At 61.8% G+C, this 13,920-nt stretch carries 12 protein-coding genes; 7 read left to right on the top strand and 5 right to left on the bottom strand.

The window, feature by feature from the left end; all coding sequences use genetic code 11:
• Nucleotides 1-377: 377 nt before the first annotated feature.
• The 5 genes from BTW08_RS01955 to BTW08_RS01935 all read right to left on the bottom strand — a co-directional run bounded on the left by BTW08_RS01955 (nucleotide 378) and on the right by BTW08_RS01935 (nucleotide 6,642).
• Nucleotides 378-1,178 (bottom strand): MOSC N-terminal beta barrel domain-containing protein, encoded by an 801-nt coding sequence (locus BTW08_RS01955; RefSeq protein ID WP_075560825.1) that lies wholly within the window; start codon nucleotides 1,176-1,178, stop codon nucleotides 378-380.
• A 42-nt stretch (nucleotides 1,179-1,220) separates the two neighbouring features.
• Nucleotides 1,221-1,712: a DUF4385 family protein gene (locus tag BTW08_RS01950; protein WP_246837622.1), complete on the bottom strand. Its 492-nt coding sequence runs from the start codon at nucleotides 1,710-1,712 to the stop codon at nucleotides 1,221-1,223.
• 77 nt (nucleotides 1,713-1,789) lie between these two features.
• Entirely contained in the window at nucleotides 1,790-4,390 is a 2,601-nt protein-coding gene (locus BTW08_RS01945) for a TRAP transporter permease (RefSeq protein ID WP_075560824.1), read from the bottom strand.
• Nucleotides 4,391-4,802: 412 nt separating this feature from the next.
• Nucleotides 4,803-5,777 carry a TAXI family TRAP transporter solute-binding subunit gene (locus tag BTW08_RS01940; RefSeq protein WP_075560861.1) on the bottom strand — a complete coding sequence of 325 codons (975 nt, stop codon included), beginning with the start codon at nucleotides 5,775-5,777 and terminating at the stop codon, nucleotides 4,803-4,805.
• A gap of 367 nt (nucleotides 5,778-6,144) precedes the next feature.
• A complete protein-coding gene (locus tag BTW08_RS01935) occupies nucleotides 6,145-6,642 on the bottom strand; it encodes a DUF192 domain-containing protein (protein WP_075560860.1) in 498 nt (165 codons plus the stop codon).
• A 261-nt stretch (nucleotides 6,643-6,903) separates the two neighbouring features.
• On the opposite strand from BTW08_RS01935, the gene BTW08_RS01930 reads away from it, so the two are divergent.
• The 7 genes from BTW08_RS01930 (at nucleotide 6,904) to BTW08_RS01900 (ending at nucleotide 13,918) form a co-directional block, all read left to right on the top strand.
• Nucleotides 6,904-7,773: an EamA family transporter gene (locus BTW08_RS01930; RefSeq protein WP_075560823.1), complete on the top strand. Its 870-nt coding sequence runs from the start codon at nucleotides 6,904-6,906 to the stop codon at nucleotides 7,771-7,773.
• Complete coding sequence (locus tag BTW08_RS01925; protein ID WP_210403173.1) at nucleotides 7,770-8,228, top strand: GNAT family N-acetyltransferase; 459 nt, start codon at nucleotides 7,770-7,772, stop codon at nucleotides 8,226-8,228. Before BTW08_RS01930 ends, BTW08_RS01925 begins: the two co-directional genes overlap by 4 nt.
• A gap of 83 nt (nucleotides 8,229-8,311) precedes the next feature.
• Nucleotides 8,312-8,806 carry a hypothetical protein gene (locus BTW08_RS01920; protein ID WP_075560822.1) on the top strand — a complete coding sequence of 165 codons (495 nt, stop codon included), beginning with the start codon at nucleotides 8,312-8,314 and terminating at the stop codon, nucleotides 8,804-8,806.
• A 47-nt stretch (nucleotides 8,807-8,853) separates the two neighbouring features.
• Complete coding sequence (locus BTW08_RS01915) at nucleotides 8,854-10,410, top strand: diguanylate cyclase (RefSeq protein WP_075560821.1); 1,557 nt, start codon at nucleotides 8,854-8,856, stop codon at nucleotides 10,408-10,410.
• Nucleotides 10,411-10,629: 219 nt separating this feature from the next.
• Complete coding sequence (locus tag BTW08_RS01910) at nucleotides 10,630-10,848, top strand: DUF1656 domain-containing protein (RefSeq protein WP_075560820.1); 219 nt, start codon at nucleotides 10,630-10,632, stop codon at nucleotides 10,846-10,848.
• Nucleotides 10,848-11,846: an HlyD family secretion protein gene (locus BTW08_RS01905; protein WP_075560819.1), complete on the top strand. Its 999-nt coding sequence runs from the start codon at nucleotides 10,848-10,850 to the stop codon at nucleotides 11,844-11,846. Before BTW08_RS01910 ends, BTW08_RS01905 begins: the two co-directional genes overlap by 1 nt.
• A complete protein-coding gene (locus BTW08_RS01900; RefSeq protein ID WP_348638906.1) occupies nucleotides 11,846-13,918 on the top strand; it encodes an FUSC family protein in 2,073 nt (690 codons plus the stop codon). Before BTW08_RS01905 ends, BTW08_RS01900 begins: the two co-directional genes overlap by 1 nt.
• Nucleotides 13,919-13,920: the final 2 nt, after the last annotated feature.

Genomic DNA, 13,920 nt, shown 5'->3' with positions numbered 1-13,920 from the left:
GTACGGCGAGGAGGCTGGAACGGGCAAGCAGAATCCGCTTTGCAGACGGCAAATTTCGTAAGGCTAGGTGATGGAATGTTGATTCGGAAAAACGTGACAGAAGAGACCCACTGACATCGGATAGCAGCCAAACGGCGAGTACCGACTGTCCCAAAACGTAAAATGGGGCTTCCGGAGCAGGGACGGAGGTATAGATGAACCCGGCATGACAGCGGGCTTCATGAAATAAAAACGAAGGCAGGACACATCAAAAATTTAATAAAAACTAATGTAACAGAAGGCGCGACAACCTTGCGTGAAGATGAATCGATTTCAATCGCTCGTAACGCTTGCAGGCATGAACGCCATTTGCCGATGGCGTTCATGCCGGGTTCATGTCAACGGACGAATTCCAGCACCTGGATCGAGTCGTTGACGCTGATGTCGCCACTATTTTCCGCGACGAGATTCTGACCGAAATAGACCTTGCCCTTGTCGCCTCGACGATAGCCTGCCAAGGTCTTGAGCGGCTCCTTGTCGACCCGCTTTTCACCGCGCGCCGGATCGACCGTCACCATGGCGCAGCGTGCGCAGGGCGCATCGATCCGAAACGTGACGTCGCCGATCCGAATACGCTTCCAGCGATCTTCGGCGTAGGGCTCGGTGCCGGTGGCGACGAGATTGGGCCGAAACTGGGCCATCACATGAGTGCCATCGGTACGCGCGTTGAGATCCTCCAGCGAGGCCTCGGAGATCAACAGCAGCGGGTAGCCGTCGGCGAAGCTTACCCGGACACCGATCGACTCCCGGTAGCGCGACGATCGCTCGCCCAGCCACAGCAGCCGCGCGGGTTCGCCGGCAGCCTCGCTGAACCACGCGTCGAGCGAGTCATGGGTCGTAGTTGCCGTGAAGGGGTCGGCCCAGACCTGAGTCTCGAACGGCTGACCCGAAAACTCCTGGCGCGCCACGTCCACCGGCGGCAGCCTGCCGTGAGTCACGGTGAGGCGTTCGCCATCGAACTGTGCCCGAACGAGCTGGAGCCCGGGATGCGTCCGCGCCGTCAGGAAAGTGCCGTCGGGCTTGACCACCATGAACCGGCGATCGCCGACCAGGCCCTCTTCCTCGACTCGAGCACGTTGCAACGATGAGCCCGCCGTGGACTTGATCGGATAACGATGAATGGCAGCGAGGGTTGGCACGAAAGACTCCTTGCGAAAAGTGATGACGCGAATCCGCGGGAATCAGCGCTTGGCGGATCTCAGCCGACGCTGATAGTCACGCTTGGCACGCTGGTAGGCTTGGTCGTCGCGTACCTGGTCCAGCATCTCACGATAGTGCTCGGCAATGCGTGCCTTCTCGGCGTCGGCGTTGCTCGGTTGCCGCAGGCGACCCTCCGCATCCTTCTTGCGCCCACCGGGATAGCGCGCATAGCGCCGCGCGCGGGTGTAACCCATCTGGAGATACTTGCGCGCCATGTCCATGCCGACGAAATCGCCCTGCTGGCGATAGTCGCGGTAGCGTTCATGGATGTCGGCAACGGCCTGCCTGGCATCGGCCTCGTTACGAATCGCCCACAGCGGGAGCAGCTCGTCCTTGTAGGGATGGACGTGGAACACGCCGCGTTCCCCATGACCGATACGGTAGCACTCCGGGTTCTGGCGATAGTCGATGGATGCGTCGGGAAAGCTCACGGTCACCTCGTTCATGCTGACGATCAAGCGGCGCAACGACATCGGCGCGATCGAATCGAATAAAAAAACGGCCGTCTCCGGAGAGACGACCGTCATGTTGCCACGCTAGCGATCCCGCGTCAGGCGGTCGCGACGCGTTCCGGCTTGCTCGCTTTGGGTTCACGTCGACGCCGCTGGAGCAGGACGACCAGCCCGAACAGCAACAGACCCGGGATCCACATCAACTCTTTCGGCATCTGAGACGTGGGGATACGCACCGATACGATCTGCTGATCGAAATCGAAACCGAGCTTTTCCGCCTGGCTATCGAAATCGGTCATGTCGACCAGCGTCTTGCCGTCTTCCTGCATCAGATGCAGACCCAGGCTCGAGAGCCGCTCGGCCCCAGTATCGCCCTCGGTCGCCGGCACCTGGATCACGAAACTGGTGGGCGAACCGTAGGCATCGAGACCGTCGATACGCGTCATCAGATGACCGTCGGGGCCGATCTCACCCAGGGCCTTTTCGAACTGCGCCGGCGGCACCTCTTCATAGGGCGCATCGACCATGTCCATCCAGAAGCCGGGGCGGAACAGCGTGAAAGCGACCAGCAACAGCAGCAGACTCTCGTACCAGCGACTGCGTACCAGCATGAAGCCCTGCGTCGCCGCCGCAAAGATCAGCATCGCCGCCGTTGCCACCACGAAGATGATGACGCCATGGATCCAGTCGACGTTGATCAGCAGCAGGTCGGTATTGAAGATGAACAGGAACGGCAGCGCCGCGGTGCGCAGGCTGTAGTAGAACGCCTGGAAGCCGGTGCGGATCGGATCCGCGCCGGAGATCGCCGCCGCCGCGAATGACGCCAGACCTACCGGCGGCGTGACGTCGGCCATGATGCCGAAGTAGAACACGAACAGGTGGACGGCGATCAGCGGCACGATCAGGCCGTTCTGCTCGCCCAGTTGGACGATGACCGGCGCCAGCAGTGCCGATACCACGATGTAGTTGGCGGTGGTCGGCAAGCCCATGCCCAGGATCAGACTGAGCACGCCAGTCAGCAGCAGCATCAGCAGCAGGTTGCCCATCGACAGCGTCTCGACCAGATCCGCCAGCACCAGGCCGACACCGGTCTGTGCCACCGCACCCACGATGATCCCCGCGGTAGCGGTCGCGATGCCGATACCGATCATGTTGCGGGCGCCATCGATCAGACCTTCCAGCAGATCCTTCCCGCCGCGTCTGATGTCGTTGGCCAGGTCGCTCTGACCGCGGAAAAAGGCGTCGATCGGGCGCTGCGTCAGGATGATGAAGATCATGAAGGCGGTGGCCCAGAATGCCGAGAGGCCCGGCGACAGCCGCTCCACCATCAGACACCACACCAGCACGATCACCGGCAGAATGTAGTGCAGCCCCACCATCACGGTAGGTTTGGTCCGCGGCAGCGTGGTGATCTCGCTGTTCGGATCGTCGATTTCCAGCGGCGGGTAGTTCGAGCCCAGCTTGATCAGGCCAACGTAAACGGCGGCCAGCAATACCGCGATCACCCACGGGGCGGCCTCGCCCAACGCCGGCTGAAGCCAGCCGAGACCGTAATAGACGACGGCGGATACCAGCATCAAACCGACCAGACCGGTCAGGAAACCCAGAATCTTGCGCATCCACGGGCGCACCGGATTGCTGCTCTGCAGCCCTTGCATACCGGCTTTCATGGCTTCGAGATGAACGATGTAGAGCAGTGCGATATAGGAGATCACCGCGGGCAGGAAGGCGTGCTTGATCACCTCGAGATAGGAGATGCCCACATATTCGACCATCAGGAAAGCTGCCGCGCCCATCACCGGCGGCATGATCTGGCCATTGACGGACGAGGAGACTTCCACCGCACCGGCCTTGGTGGCACTGAAACCGACGCGCTTCATCATCGGAATGGTAAAGGTACCGGTGGTCACGGTATTGGCGATCGACGAACCCGAGATCAGACCGGTCAGCCCGGACGCCACCACGGCCGCCTTGGCCGGCCCGCCGCGATAGTGCCCCAGCAACGAGAATGCGACCTTGATGAAGTAGTTGCCCGCCCCGGCCTTGTCGAGCAGCGCGCCGAACAGCACGAACAGGAACACGAAGCTGGTGGAAACCCCCAGCGCGATCCCGAACACCCCCTGCGTGGTCAGCCACTGGTGATTGACCAGCCCGTAGAAGCTCACACCACGGTGGGCCAGAATGCCCGGCATGTAGGGCCCGGCGAGGGAGTAGATCAGAAAGATCAAGGCAATGATCATCAGCGGCGGGCCAAGCGCGCGGCGCGTCGCTTCGAGCAGCAGCACGATGCCGATGACGCCGACGATCACATCCTGCAGGATCGGGGCACCGGGACGCTGTGACAGCTGCGCGTAGAAAAAGTAGAGATAGGAGGCGCAGAACGCCGCCACGATCGCCATGACCCAGTCGAGGGTCGGCATGCGTTCGCGCGGAGAGCGCTTGAACGCCGGATAGGCCATGAAGGCAAGAAAGACCGCGAATGCGAGGTGGATGGAACGCGCCTCGGTGGCGCTGAAGACACCGAACCCGACCATGAAGGGTAGCGGCGAAGCGATCCAGAGCTGAAACAGTGACCACAGCGCCGCTATGCCCAGCAACAGGCGATTCGGCATCCCGGTCAGCTTGCGCCCCCCGGTATCGGTCGCAGCCAGTTCGTCCAGCTTGGCCTGATCAGGGCCAGAAGTTTTGTTGTCCGTCATGAGCAGATCCTGACTTGAGGAAACACTGAATAATTGTCTGCGCGAGCGAATCGCTACGCTATGACCGCCATCCCTGGCGGTCACCTAAGGCCGGCCTACGGCCGTTCAAATTCGCTCCCGGCGAATTTGTGCGCGGTACTCGAAGGCTCACCTAACCCCAAGTTATGTCTCACCTTCTGCGTTCCGTGCGCCTTGCGCTTCATCTCGCTCGGAGAATGACTCAGCGCTCCCTTGGCAGCCGGTAGGCGAAAGGACATCGAGACGACATCATTTCGCGCTTGATTCGATGCGACGCCAGGCGTCGCGGGGACTCGATCCAACGACGCGGCGGTTGTCACCAACCACCGCGTCAGAGTGTCAACGCCATCCTGGAAGAATGGCGCTGTGGGCGATTACAGCCTGCCCTTTTCCTTTACAGCCAGCCCTGCTCTTTATAGTAGCGCTTGGCACCTTCATGCAGCGGTGCAGAAAGACCCTGACTGATCATGTCTTCCGGCTTCAGGTTGGCGAAGGCGGGGTGCAGGCGCTTGAAGCGATCGAAGTTGTCGAACACGGCCTTGACGGTCTGATAGACGATTTCGTCGTCGACGTCGGCAGACGTGACGAAGGTGGCGCGGACACCGAAGGTCTCGACGTCATCCGGGTTACCCTCGTACATGCCGCCGGGAATGGTGGCCATGCTGTAGTAGGGGAACTTGTCGACCAGCCCTTTGACCACATCGTCGTTCAGCGGCACCAGATTGGAAGGAACGGTAGTGGTCGCTTCCTGGATCGCACCGTTGGGGTGACCGACCACGTAGGCCATCGCATCGATGTTGTTGTCGGCTAGTGCCGAGGCCATCTCGGCCGCACCCAGTTCGGAAGCCAGCGAGAACACGCTGGTGTCCCAGCCCTCGGCGTCCATCAGCACTTCCATGGTGGCGCGCTGGCCGGAACCCGGGTTGCCGATATTGACGCGCTTGCCCTTCAGGTCCTGTACGGAATGAATGTTGGCATCTTCACGCGCCAGGATGGTGAGCGGCTCACCGTGCAGCGAGAAGACCGAACGCAGATTTTCCATCGGCTGGTCGAACTGCGCTTTGCCTTCATACGCGTTGAACTGGACGTCCGACTGAGCGACGCCCATGTTCAGTTCGCCGGACTTGATCCCGTTGATATTGGCAACGGAGCCGCCGGTCGACGGCGCGTTACAGCGGATGCCGCTCTCTTCGGCACTGCGGTTGACCATCCGGCAGACGGACTGGCCGACGACGTAGTAGACGCCGGTCTGACCGCCGGTACCGATAGTGATGTATTGCTGATCCTGCGCCATGGCGGGCGTCGAGACCGATGCGACCCCCATCAGGGCCGTGGAGAAGATGGCTGCGGTTAATGCGTGGCGTTTCATGCGCATACCTCGAATTTTTCCCGTTTATTGTGTTGATCGGCTTTTCCGACCGCGAAGACGACAGGCTGAGCGGCGTGCCTCACAGGCGTGATTGACATCGCACCCTGCCCGTGGACTTATCTATTGCAACATACGTATCGCGAACTAGCTTAACCCGACGGCGCGACATCATATAGCGTGTTCTGAGCTGGCAAAACCTTTGCGAACGGCATATCCATCGCCCTATCGCTGAAATGGCAGCACCGGTCGGCCTGCAGCTACCGCTCTCGAGACACCGGCCGCGAAAAACAGCGCGCTCGCGCGTCGAACTCGCGCGTCGAATTAGCAGTCCGTTATCGGCATGTCTCATGCAGGAAACGAATGCGTTTCAGGGCGAATCCAGCCACGGCGCCAGTTCGATGCGATCGCCCACGCCGATGCCGCGCGCGGCAAAGTATCCGGCATTGGTCTCCAGCGCCGCGCGGAATGGCGCGCCCGCCGGATAGACGGGACATTGGCTAGACTGCTCGGCGTGACAAGGCGACATCGTCTTGAGCGAACGGATCACGCCCTCGCTGTCGATGAAGGCGATATCCAGCGGGATTCGGGTCTTGTACATCCAGTACGCGTTGGCTCCCGACTGTTCGCTAGCGTAGAGAAACAGCATGCCCGCCTCGGCAGGCAACGCTTGCCGCTCCATCAGTCCTTTCGCGCGCTCTGCTGGCGTTCTCGCAATCTCGACCTGAAGGCTATGTTCACGCTGCCCGCTATCGACAGTCAGCTCATGGCGTGGCGACGTCTCTCCCCAAGCAGGCATCGTCAGCAATACCGACACCAGCAACGCGCCCTGGATCATCATTTTCGCCAACGGTTTTATCGTCGCCATGACACCTGCCGGATGAGTTGTGGAGGCATTCTGGCGCATGGTAGCGCATTCATCCCCAGTAAGGGATGCCGAGATGCCGCGCCAATAGCAAGGATTCGCAATGTCTCGGAGCGACGATCGGCACGCCAGCTCAAAATAACCTTGCTCTCGTCCGAGGCGCTGGGACAATGTCTCATCAGCGCCATGCGGCAGCGCTCTTGAACGATATCTTCGAACGTAACAGACGCTTTTAAACGACGCCCTTAAAGACGAGTATCGCGCGTGCCTCTCAAGCATCTACTGATCGGCCTCGGCATCATCGCCATCTGGGCTTTCAATATCATCGTGATCAAGGTCGGGATCGAGGATCTGCCACCCCTGCTGGTAACGGTTCTTCGCTTCATGCTGGTCGCCGTGCTGGTGGTGCCGTTCACACGCATTTCACGTCGGCAGCTGCCCTGGATTCTGGTATTGGCCGTGACCTTCGGCGGGTTGCACTTCCCGCTGCTGTTTCTGGGCCTGCAGCGATCGGAAGCCGGTACCGGCGCCCTGCTGGTACAGATGGGCACACCGTTCGCGACGCTGCTGGCGGCGATATTCCTCAAGGAGAAACTCGGCTCACGGCGAATCGTCGGATTGATCCTGGCATTCGGCGGTGTCGTGATGCTGGCCGGCGGCCCTTCGCTGCCGCCGCCGGCATCCACCGCCCTGCTGCTCGCCAGCGCGTTTTTCTGGGCGGTCTCGACCATGATCATCAAGCTCGCCCCGCCGATCGCACCGCTGACCCTGACCGGCTGGATCTCGCTGTTCGCGATCCCGCTGGTCGCGCTGGGTAGCTGGCTATTCGAGGATCATCAGTGGCAGGCGATCCAGCAGGCTGGCTGGGCCGGCTGGGGTGCCGTGGTCTACACCGCGGTGATGTCGTCGATCGCCGCCTACGGGCTATGGTACTGGCTACTACAGAAACACCCCGTCAGCCGAGTAGTACCGTTGACCCTGCTGATGCCGGTCTTCGCCGTCATTCTCGGGGTCTGGCTGCTGGGCGACCCGCTGGGCTTCAACAAGCTCGCGGGCGGCGCCATGGTCATTGCCGGGCTCGCCGTCATCAACATCCGTTTCCGACGTCACCGCCAATCGAGTGCTGCCCCATGAACCATCAATCGATGCCCGACATCCAGCCCATGACCCCCGACGATCACGCGGATTTCGCCGCCATGATGCTGCGCACCCCGGGTGTGGTGCTCAGAACCGCCGATGGCTATGCGGCCACGCAGCGCTATCTCGAGCGCAACCCCGGATTGAGCTTCGTGGCGCGCCCAGCCGAGGGAACAGGTATCGTCGGCTGCGCCATGGCCGGCCACGATGGCCGACGCGGCTATCTGCAACACGTCATGGTCGACCCGGACTACCGTCACCTCGGACTCGCCCGGACGATGGTCGAGCGCTGCCTGGCGGCGCTGCTGGACGCGGGGATCGAGAAAGTGCATCTCGACACGCTGGCGGATAATCACCAAGCTCACCGTTTCTGGCAGCACCTGGGCTGGGCCGACCGGCGCGACGAGATCGTCAAGTTTTCACGCGTATTAGTCGAGGATGACAACGCCTGACACTCGATGCAGAACCCGATGATGCGGAAGTCCAGAAAACCACCGTTTCGCCGATAACAAGAAAAAGCCTGGGAATAGAAATCATGTTGCGACAACTCATCGTTGGGTTAGTGATCGCGCTGTCTCCTTTATCGGCATTGGCCGATGAACCGCCCTATCCCGAGGATATGGCGCTGCTCAGGATCGTCGATCCCCACGGGCAAGTATTGGCGACATTGACGTTATCGGATATCGAGGGGTTACCCAAGCGCGAGATCGCGGGCTCGATCCCCGACACCGCGGATCCTGAAGCTCGCTGGTCGGGGGTCTCGATGAAAGTGTTGCTGGAAAGTCGAGCGATCGTGCTGCCCGACAGAATGCGCGCCGTGGGCCTCGACGACTACAGCGACGTCATTCCCCGATCGGACCTGGAGCAATATGATCCCGTGGTCGCCTACCGCCGCGATGGACGCTATCTCACGGTCGACGGCTATGGGCCGCTGGTAGTCATGTACCCCTATTCCGAGTACCCCGAACTCCACGAGCGCACGTACTACAGCCGAACCGTATGGCAACTGAGCGAGCTCCAGCTACAGTGACTGAACAGGAAACAAACGGGGGCGGCACGAGCCGGCGCTGGCCGATCATGTTGCTGATCGCACTCGCCACCGCGATGATCGTCTCCGCGCTTGCCGGCCTCAAGCTGATCTCTGACAAAGGCGATGACTACGCCTCGCCCGGGCTGCATACCGAGGTGTGGCAAGGCTATCAGTTACGCTCGGAAATGCAGCGTCTACTCAATACCGCCCGTGCCGTCGAGAAAGGACAGGAAGGCGCCACCGCACTGATGATGCGCCTCGGTGTCATGCGCAATACGCTCGACCCCTTCCGCCACACCCGCGTCTTCGACTATCTGCCGGTCCCTAGGCCGGAGGCAAGGGCTACGATCAAGCGCCTCGACTCACTCAGCGCGAACTGGATGCAGAAATTGGCTTGGCAGGATGACGCCGGCGCCAGGCGCGTCGCTTCGGACATGCTGAACGTTCTGCCAGGGCAATTGCGCCCAGCGCACGACCTGATCGTGATATCCAATATCGCGGTCGCGGCACAGCTCGACAGCGAGCGACAATCACTGCAACTGACGTTTCACCGGTTGACCGGCACATTGATATTGATGGCCTGTGGCTGCCTTATCCTGGCCTTGCGCATCCTGAGCTCGCAACGTCGTTCTCGACGTCTTGCCAGAGAGCTCCAGATACTCAACAGTTCTCTCGAACGACGCGTTCAAAGTCGCACAGCGCTGCTCCATGAACGTGAAGCCTTGCTGCGGACGATCCTCGATTCGACGCCGAGCGATGTCACCCTACTCAGTGCCGATCAGCGCCGGGTGTTCTACGTGAGCGACAACCTGCTGGCCCAGACAGGCACTCGACGCGCCGAAGATTTCCATCTCGAGACACTGTTCGAGAACCAGGACGACTACCGGCTTACCACCGAACGACTGAAGCGCGGGGAAACGCTTCATCAGGTAGAGGCACGACTCTGCCCGACCTCACCTTATTGGGCCCTGCTGACCGCAAGACCGTTACGTATCCACGCACAATCCGCATGGCTGATCTGGTGTCTCGACATCACGCATCGCAAAGCGATGGAGCACAAGCTCCAACAATTGGCCGCTACCGACGCACTGACGGGGCTCTATAATCGACGAGCGTTGTTACGCGCCGCCGTCAAGCAGCTGCGACGAGACCGAAGAGCATCCTTGAGCGTGCTGCTGATCGACATCGACCATTTCAAGCAAATCAACGACGAGCATGGTCATCCGGTGGGCGACCAGGCGCTGCGAACCTTGGCCCAGCAACTCGGCGGCCTGATGCGGGACAATGCTCTGCTGGGTCGTGTCGGCGGAGAGGAGTTCGCCGTCGTGCTGCCGGGTAGGTCATGCGAGGCCGCAGGTCTAGTCGCCGAACGACTACGCGCCGCCATCGCCGATACACCGCTGAGAGTGAACGATGCCGTGACGCTGTCGATGACCTTGAGTATCGGCGTGAGTCAGCGCCACGAGGGGGATAGCCTCAAGAGTCTGATGACGCGAGCGGACCGCGCGCTCTATCAGGCCAAGGCGGAGGGCCGCAATCGCTGCTGTCAGATAGCCTTCGAAGCGCCGCCCGAACTCGTGGTCCCGGCTGTCGATGAGGCTTGAGATGCCGACGGCGGTTCGAACGGGAATGCTACTCGGCTGGATCTGCCCCAACACAACCAGCTCTCAGGGCGGCAGGAAGCGTCCGGATGGTGCGCCGATATTCCGGTTTCAAGCTAGACTAGGCTGCATTCTTTTGAAGTGGCAGGCATCTGACAGTAAAATAAATAGCGCGCTAACATTTATCGCTTATCGAATTATCTCACTGCCAACAGGATACGTATGGGTCTACAGGAAATCGCCGTTGGCGGAATCTTCATCAGCCCACTGCTGCTCTACGCGATGATCGGATTCATCGCCACCATCGCCGTGCGCTCGCTGCTGCACTGGATGATCGGTCAGCGCGCGCTGTGGTATGAGGCCTGGTTCGACGTTTCGCTGTTCGTGATGTTCACTGCCGGCATTACCTTTCTGTTTTCCGTCCTGCTCGAGAGTACTTGATGCGCAATTCGCTACGTGTCCTCCTGACCCTCGTCGTCGTCGCGATCGCCGTGGCCGCCGGTTTCTGGCTGTGGAACTACTACCTCTTCACGCCATGGACTCGAGATGCGCGCGTGCGTGCGGAAGTCGTGACCATCGCCCCGGACGTTTCCGGATGGGTACGCACCTTGAACGTCAACGACACCGGCCTCGTCGCCAAGGGCGATACCCTGTTCGAGATCGACCCTGCACGCTATCAGGCGGCTCTGGAGCAGGCGCAGGCGACGGTGGAGAATCGTGAAGCGACCTTGAAGCTGCGCCAGACCGAGGCCCAGCGCCGCAGTCAATTAAGCAGCCGTTCGATCAGCGCCGAAGATCGTCAGATCGCCCAGATCAACAGCCGGGTCGCCGCCGCCAATCTGAAGCAGGCCCAGGCCGATCTGGCCAGCGCCAAGCTCGACCTCGAGCGTACCCAGGTCGTGGCGCCGGTCAGCGGTCATGTGCTCAATCTGCAGCTCGCCGCCGGCAACTACGTAACCCGCGGCACCGCGGTCATGGCGCTGGTGCAGTCGAACTCCTACTACGTCATGGGCTATTTCGAAGAGACCAAGATGCCCTCGATCCGGGTCGGCGATCCGGCCTCGGTCACGCTGATGAATGGCGATACCCATCTGCGCGGGCACGTCGCCGGGATCGGCCGGGGCATCGCGGACGCCAACACCACGCTCAACAATCAGCAGCTGCCGCAGGTTCAGCCCACTTTCAACTGGGTGCGGCTGGCCCAGCGTATCCCGGTGCGCATCACCCTGGACGACATTCCCGACGAGACGCTGCTCAGCTCCGGCATGACGGCAACGGTGCGGATCGAAAAGCCGGACGGCGATCATCCAGGCGATCGCGTCTCGCCGCCGAAGAGCACGGCCACGCCTGAAAATGTCCCTGCCGACCGACGCCCGACCCAGCAGGCGCAACAGCCTGACGGGACGCCGGACCAGAACGCTGTCGACGACACGCAGTGATGCGCATGCCGCCCCTCGTCCAGACCTATCTGATGCCCGAGGTCTCGGCGGTCAAGTTCGCCATCAAGACCACCCTGGCGATGATGATCGCGCTTTACCTGGCGCTATGGTTCAACCTCGACCGCCCTTACTGGGCGTTGATCTCGGCGGCCTTCCTGCAGATCCGGCCGATGAGCGGCATGGTCATCGAGAAAGGCATCTGTCAGATCAGCGGCACGCTGATCGGTGCGACGGCGGGAATCATCATCATGGCGCTTTTCGCCCAGGCGCGAGTGCCGGCGCTGATCACGCTGACGCTGTGGATCATGCTATGTACCTACGTCGGCTCCCTGTGGCGCAATAACTACACCTACGGCTGCCTGATGGCGGCCGTCACCGCCATGCTGATCGTGGTGATCTCCAACGGCAGCACGCCGGGAGGCATCTTCGATATCGCGGTGGCGCGACTGTCGGAGCTGGGGCTGGGCGCCATCTGCGCCACCCTGGTCAGTTCACTGCTGTGGCCCTCGCGGGTCGGCAAGCATCTTTCCGACCAGGCCGATACGGTCATCAACGAAGCGTTCGAGAACGCCGCCCTGCGCCTCGAGGCCAGCGACGATATTCCCGCCATGCAGAAGGCGCTGCGGGGCAGCCTGGGCCCGCTGACAGTGCTGGAAACGGATAGCCAGGCAGCACGCTTCGAAGGCCCCGAGGGGCCGGGCCGAATCCGCGCGACTCACGTCCTGACCCGCCGCACGCTGCGTTTTCTGGCCAATCTGCAGGCGCTGCACCAGATGCTTCACGATCACGCCGATAAGCTGGACCCCCGCAGCATCGAGATTGCGCGCCGGGTCGCCCAGGGCTTTCGCGAGGCGGAACACGTCAAGGGCGTGCCCAAGGCGCGTCAGGAACTGCAAGATCTGCGTCATCTGGTACACGAGAGTGACGAGGAAGGCATGGCGCCGCTGGATCGGCGCGCACGCCTGGGGCTGCGGGAATCGATCGGCCACGCCATGGTGATGCTCGACGCCCGCGAAGCGATCGCCTCGCCCGGCACCCACAAGCTGCGTTCGGCCTCGCTGGCCTGGCATCGCGATCACCTTGCCGCCGGCATCAACGCCATCCGTTCGGGACTAGTATTCGGCACGCTGGCCACATTCTGGATTCTCACCGCCTGGAACAGCGCCATGGTCGCCATGCTGCTGGGCACGCTGTTCTCGTCGTTCTTTGCCAGCCGCGACAATCCGGTCGCGATCACCATGATGTTCTACAAGGGCATGCTGGCGGCGATCCCCAGCGCCTTTCTGTTCGGCCATGTGCTGCTTTCTCAAGCCCATGGCTTTCCGATGCTGGCCATGCTGTTCGGCACGCCGCTGTTCCTGGGGCTGCTGGGGGCGACCAATCCGGCGACGATGGGCTACTGCCTGGCCTTCACGATCTTCAACATCCTGCTGACCATGCCCGGCAACAACATGGATTTCTCGTTCGACAGCTTCGCCAACCGTGCCGTCGCAGTCATCATCGGGCTGACCTGCGTGGCGATGGGCTTCCGGCTGCTGCCGGGGCTGGGTACGCGTCTGCGTCGGCGCCGCCTGATCAATGCCATTTCCCGGGACATCCGTCACTTGCGCCGGCGTTCGATACGCGATGCCGAGACCCGCTTCAGCGGACACATGGCCGATCGTATCCTGCAACTGGCGCAGCACGACGACATGCTGCCGGAGGACCAGCGTCACCTGTTCATTCTGGGGCTGACCGGGCTGGATCTGGGCACCGCGACACTGCGTCTGCGTGACCGTCTCGACGATGCGCCACACCCGCTGATTCGACGTGCCCATCGCCAGCTACTGCGCGCGCTGGCCAGCGGCTTCGAGGAGAGCGCCAACGGCCGCCAGCCGCAAGGCATTCGCGAGGCGGGTCAGCGTCTGGACGAAGCCATCGCCGCCCACGGCAACGTGCCTGCCGATCGCCGTGTCCTCCTGGAGGGGCTGGTCGAGCGCCTCGAGCTGGCGCTGGAGCGGCTGGGACGCATCATGGCCGAGCGCCCCGGGATCAAGCCCGCGGCGCAGGCATCCGAACCGGCGACCTCCTGACC

The sequence above is a fragment of the Salinicola sp. MH3R3-1 genome (genome assembly GCF_001937155.1).
GTDB lineage: Bacteria > Pseudomonadota > Gammaproteobacteria > Pseudomonadales > Halomonadaceae > Salinicola > Salinicola halophyticus.
Note: the sequence above shows the minus strand (reverse complement) of the source record. Positions and strands in the feature narration are given on the sequence as shown.

Bases quoted from the DNA above. Each gene is read 5' to 3' on its own strand.
- BTW08_RS01940 (WP_075560861.1), bottom strand. From the start codon at position 5,777: ATGAAACGCCACGCATTAACCGCAGCCATCTTCTCCACGGCCCTGATG.
- BTW08_RS01915 (WP_075560821.1), top strand. From the start codon at position 8,854: ATGTTGCTGATCGCACTCGCCACCGCGATGATCGTCTCCGCGCTTGCC.
- BTW08_RS01950 (WP_246837622.1), bottom strand. From the start codon at position 1,712: ATGTCGTTGCGCCGCTTGATCGTCAGCATGAACGAGGTGACCGTGAGC.
- BTW08_RS01900 (WP_348638906.1), top strand. From the start codon at position 11,846: ATGCGCATGCCGCCCCTCGTCCAGACCTATCTGATGCCCGAGGTCTCG.
- BTW08_RS01905 (WP_075560819.1), top strand. From the start codon at position 10,848: ATGCGCAATTCGCTACGTGTCCTCCTGACCCTCGTCGTCGTCGCGATC.
- BTW08_RS01910 (WP_075560820.1), top strand. From the start codon at position 10,630: ATGGGTCTACAGGAAATCGCCGTTGGCGGAATCTTCATCAGCCCACTG.
- BTW08_RS01945 (WP_075560824.1), bottom strand. From the start codon at position 4,390: ATGACGGACAACAAAACTTCTGGCCCTGATCAGGCCAAGCTGGACGAA.
- BTW08_RS01935 (WP_075560860.1), bottom strand. From the start codon at position 6,642: ATGGCGACGATAAAACCGTTGGCGAAAATGATGATCCAGGGCGCGTTG.
- BTW08_RS01920 (WP_075560822.1), top strand. From the start codon at position 8,312: ATGTTGCGACAACTCATCGTTGGGTTAGTGATCGCGCTGTCTCCTTTA.
- BTW08_RS01925 (WP_210403173.1), top strand. From the start codon at position 7,770: ATGAACCATCAATCGATGCCCGACATCCAGCCCATGACCCCCGACGAT.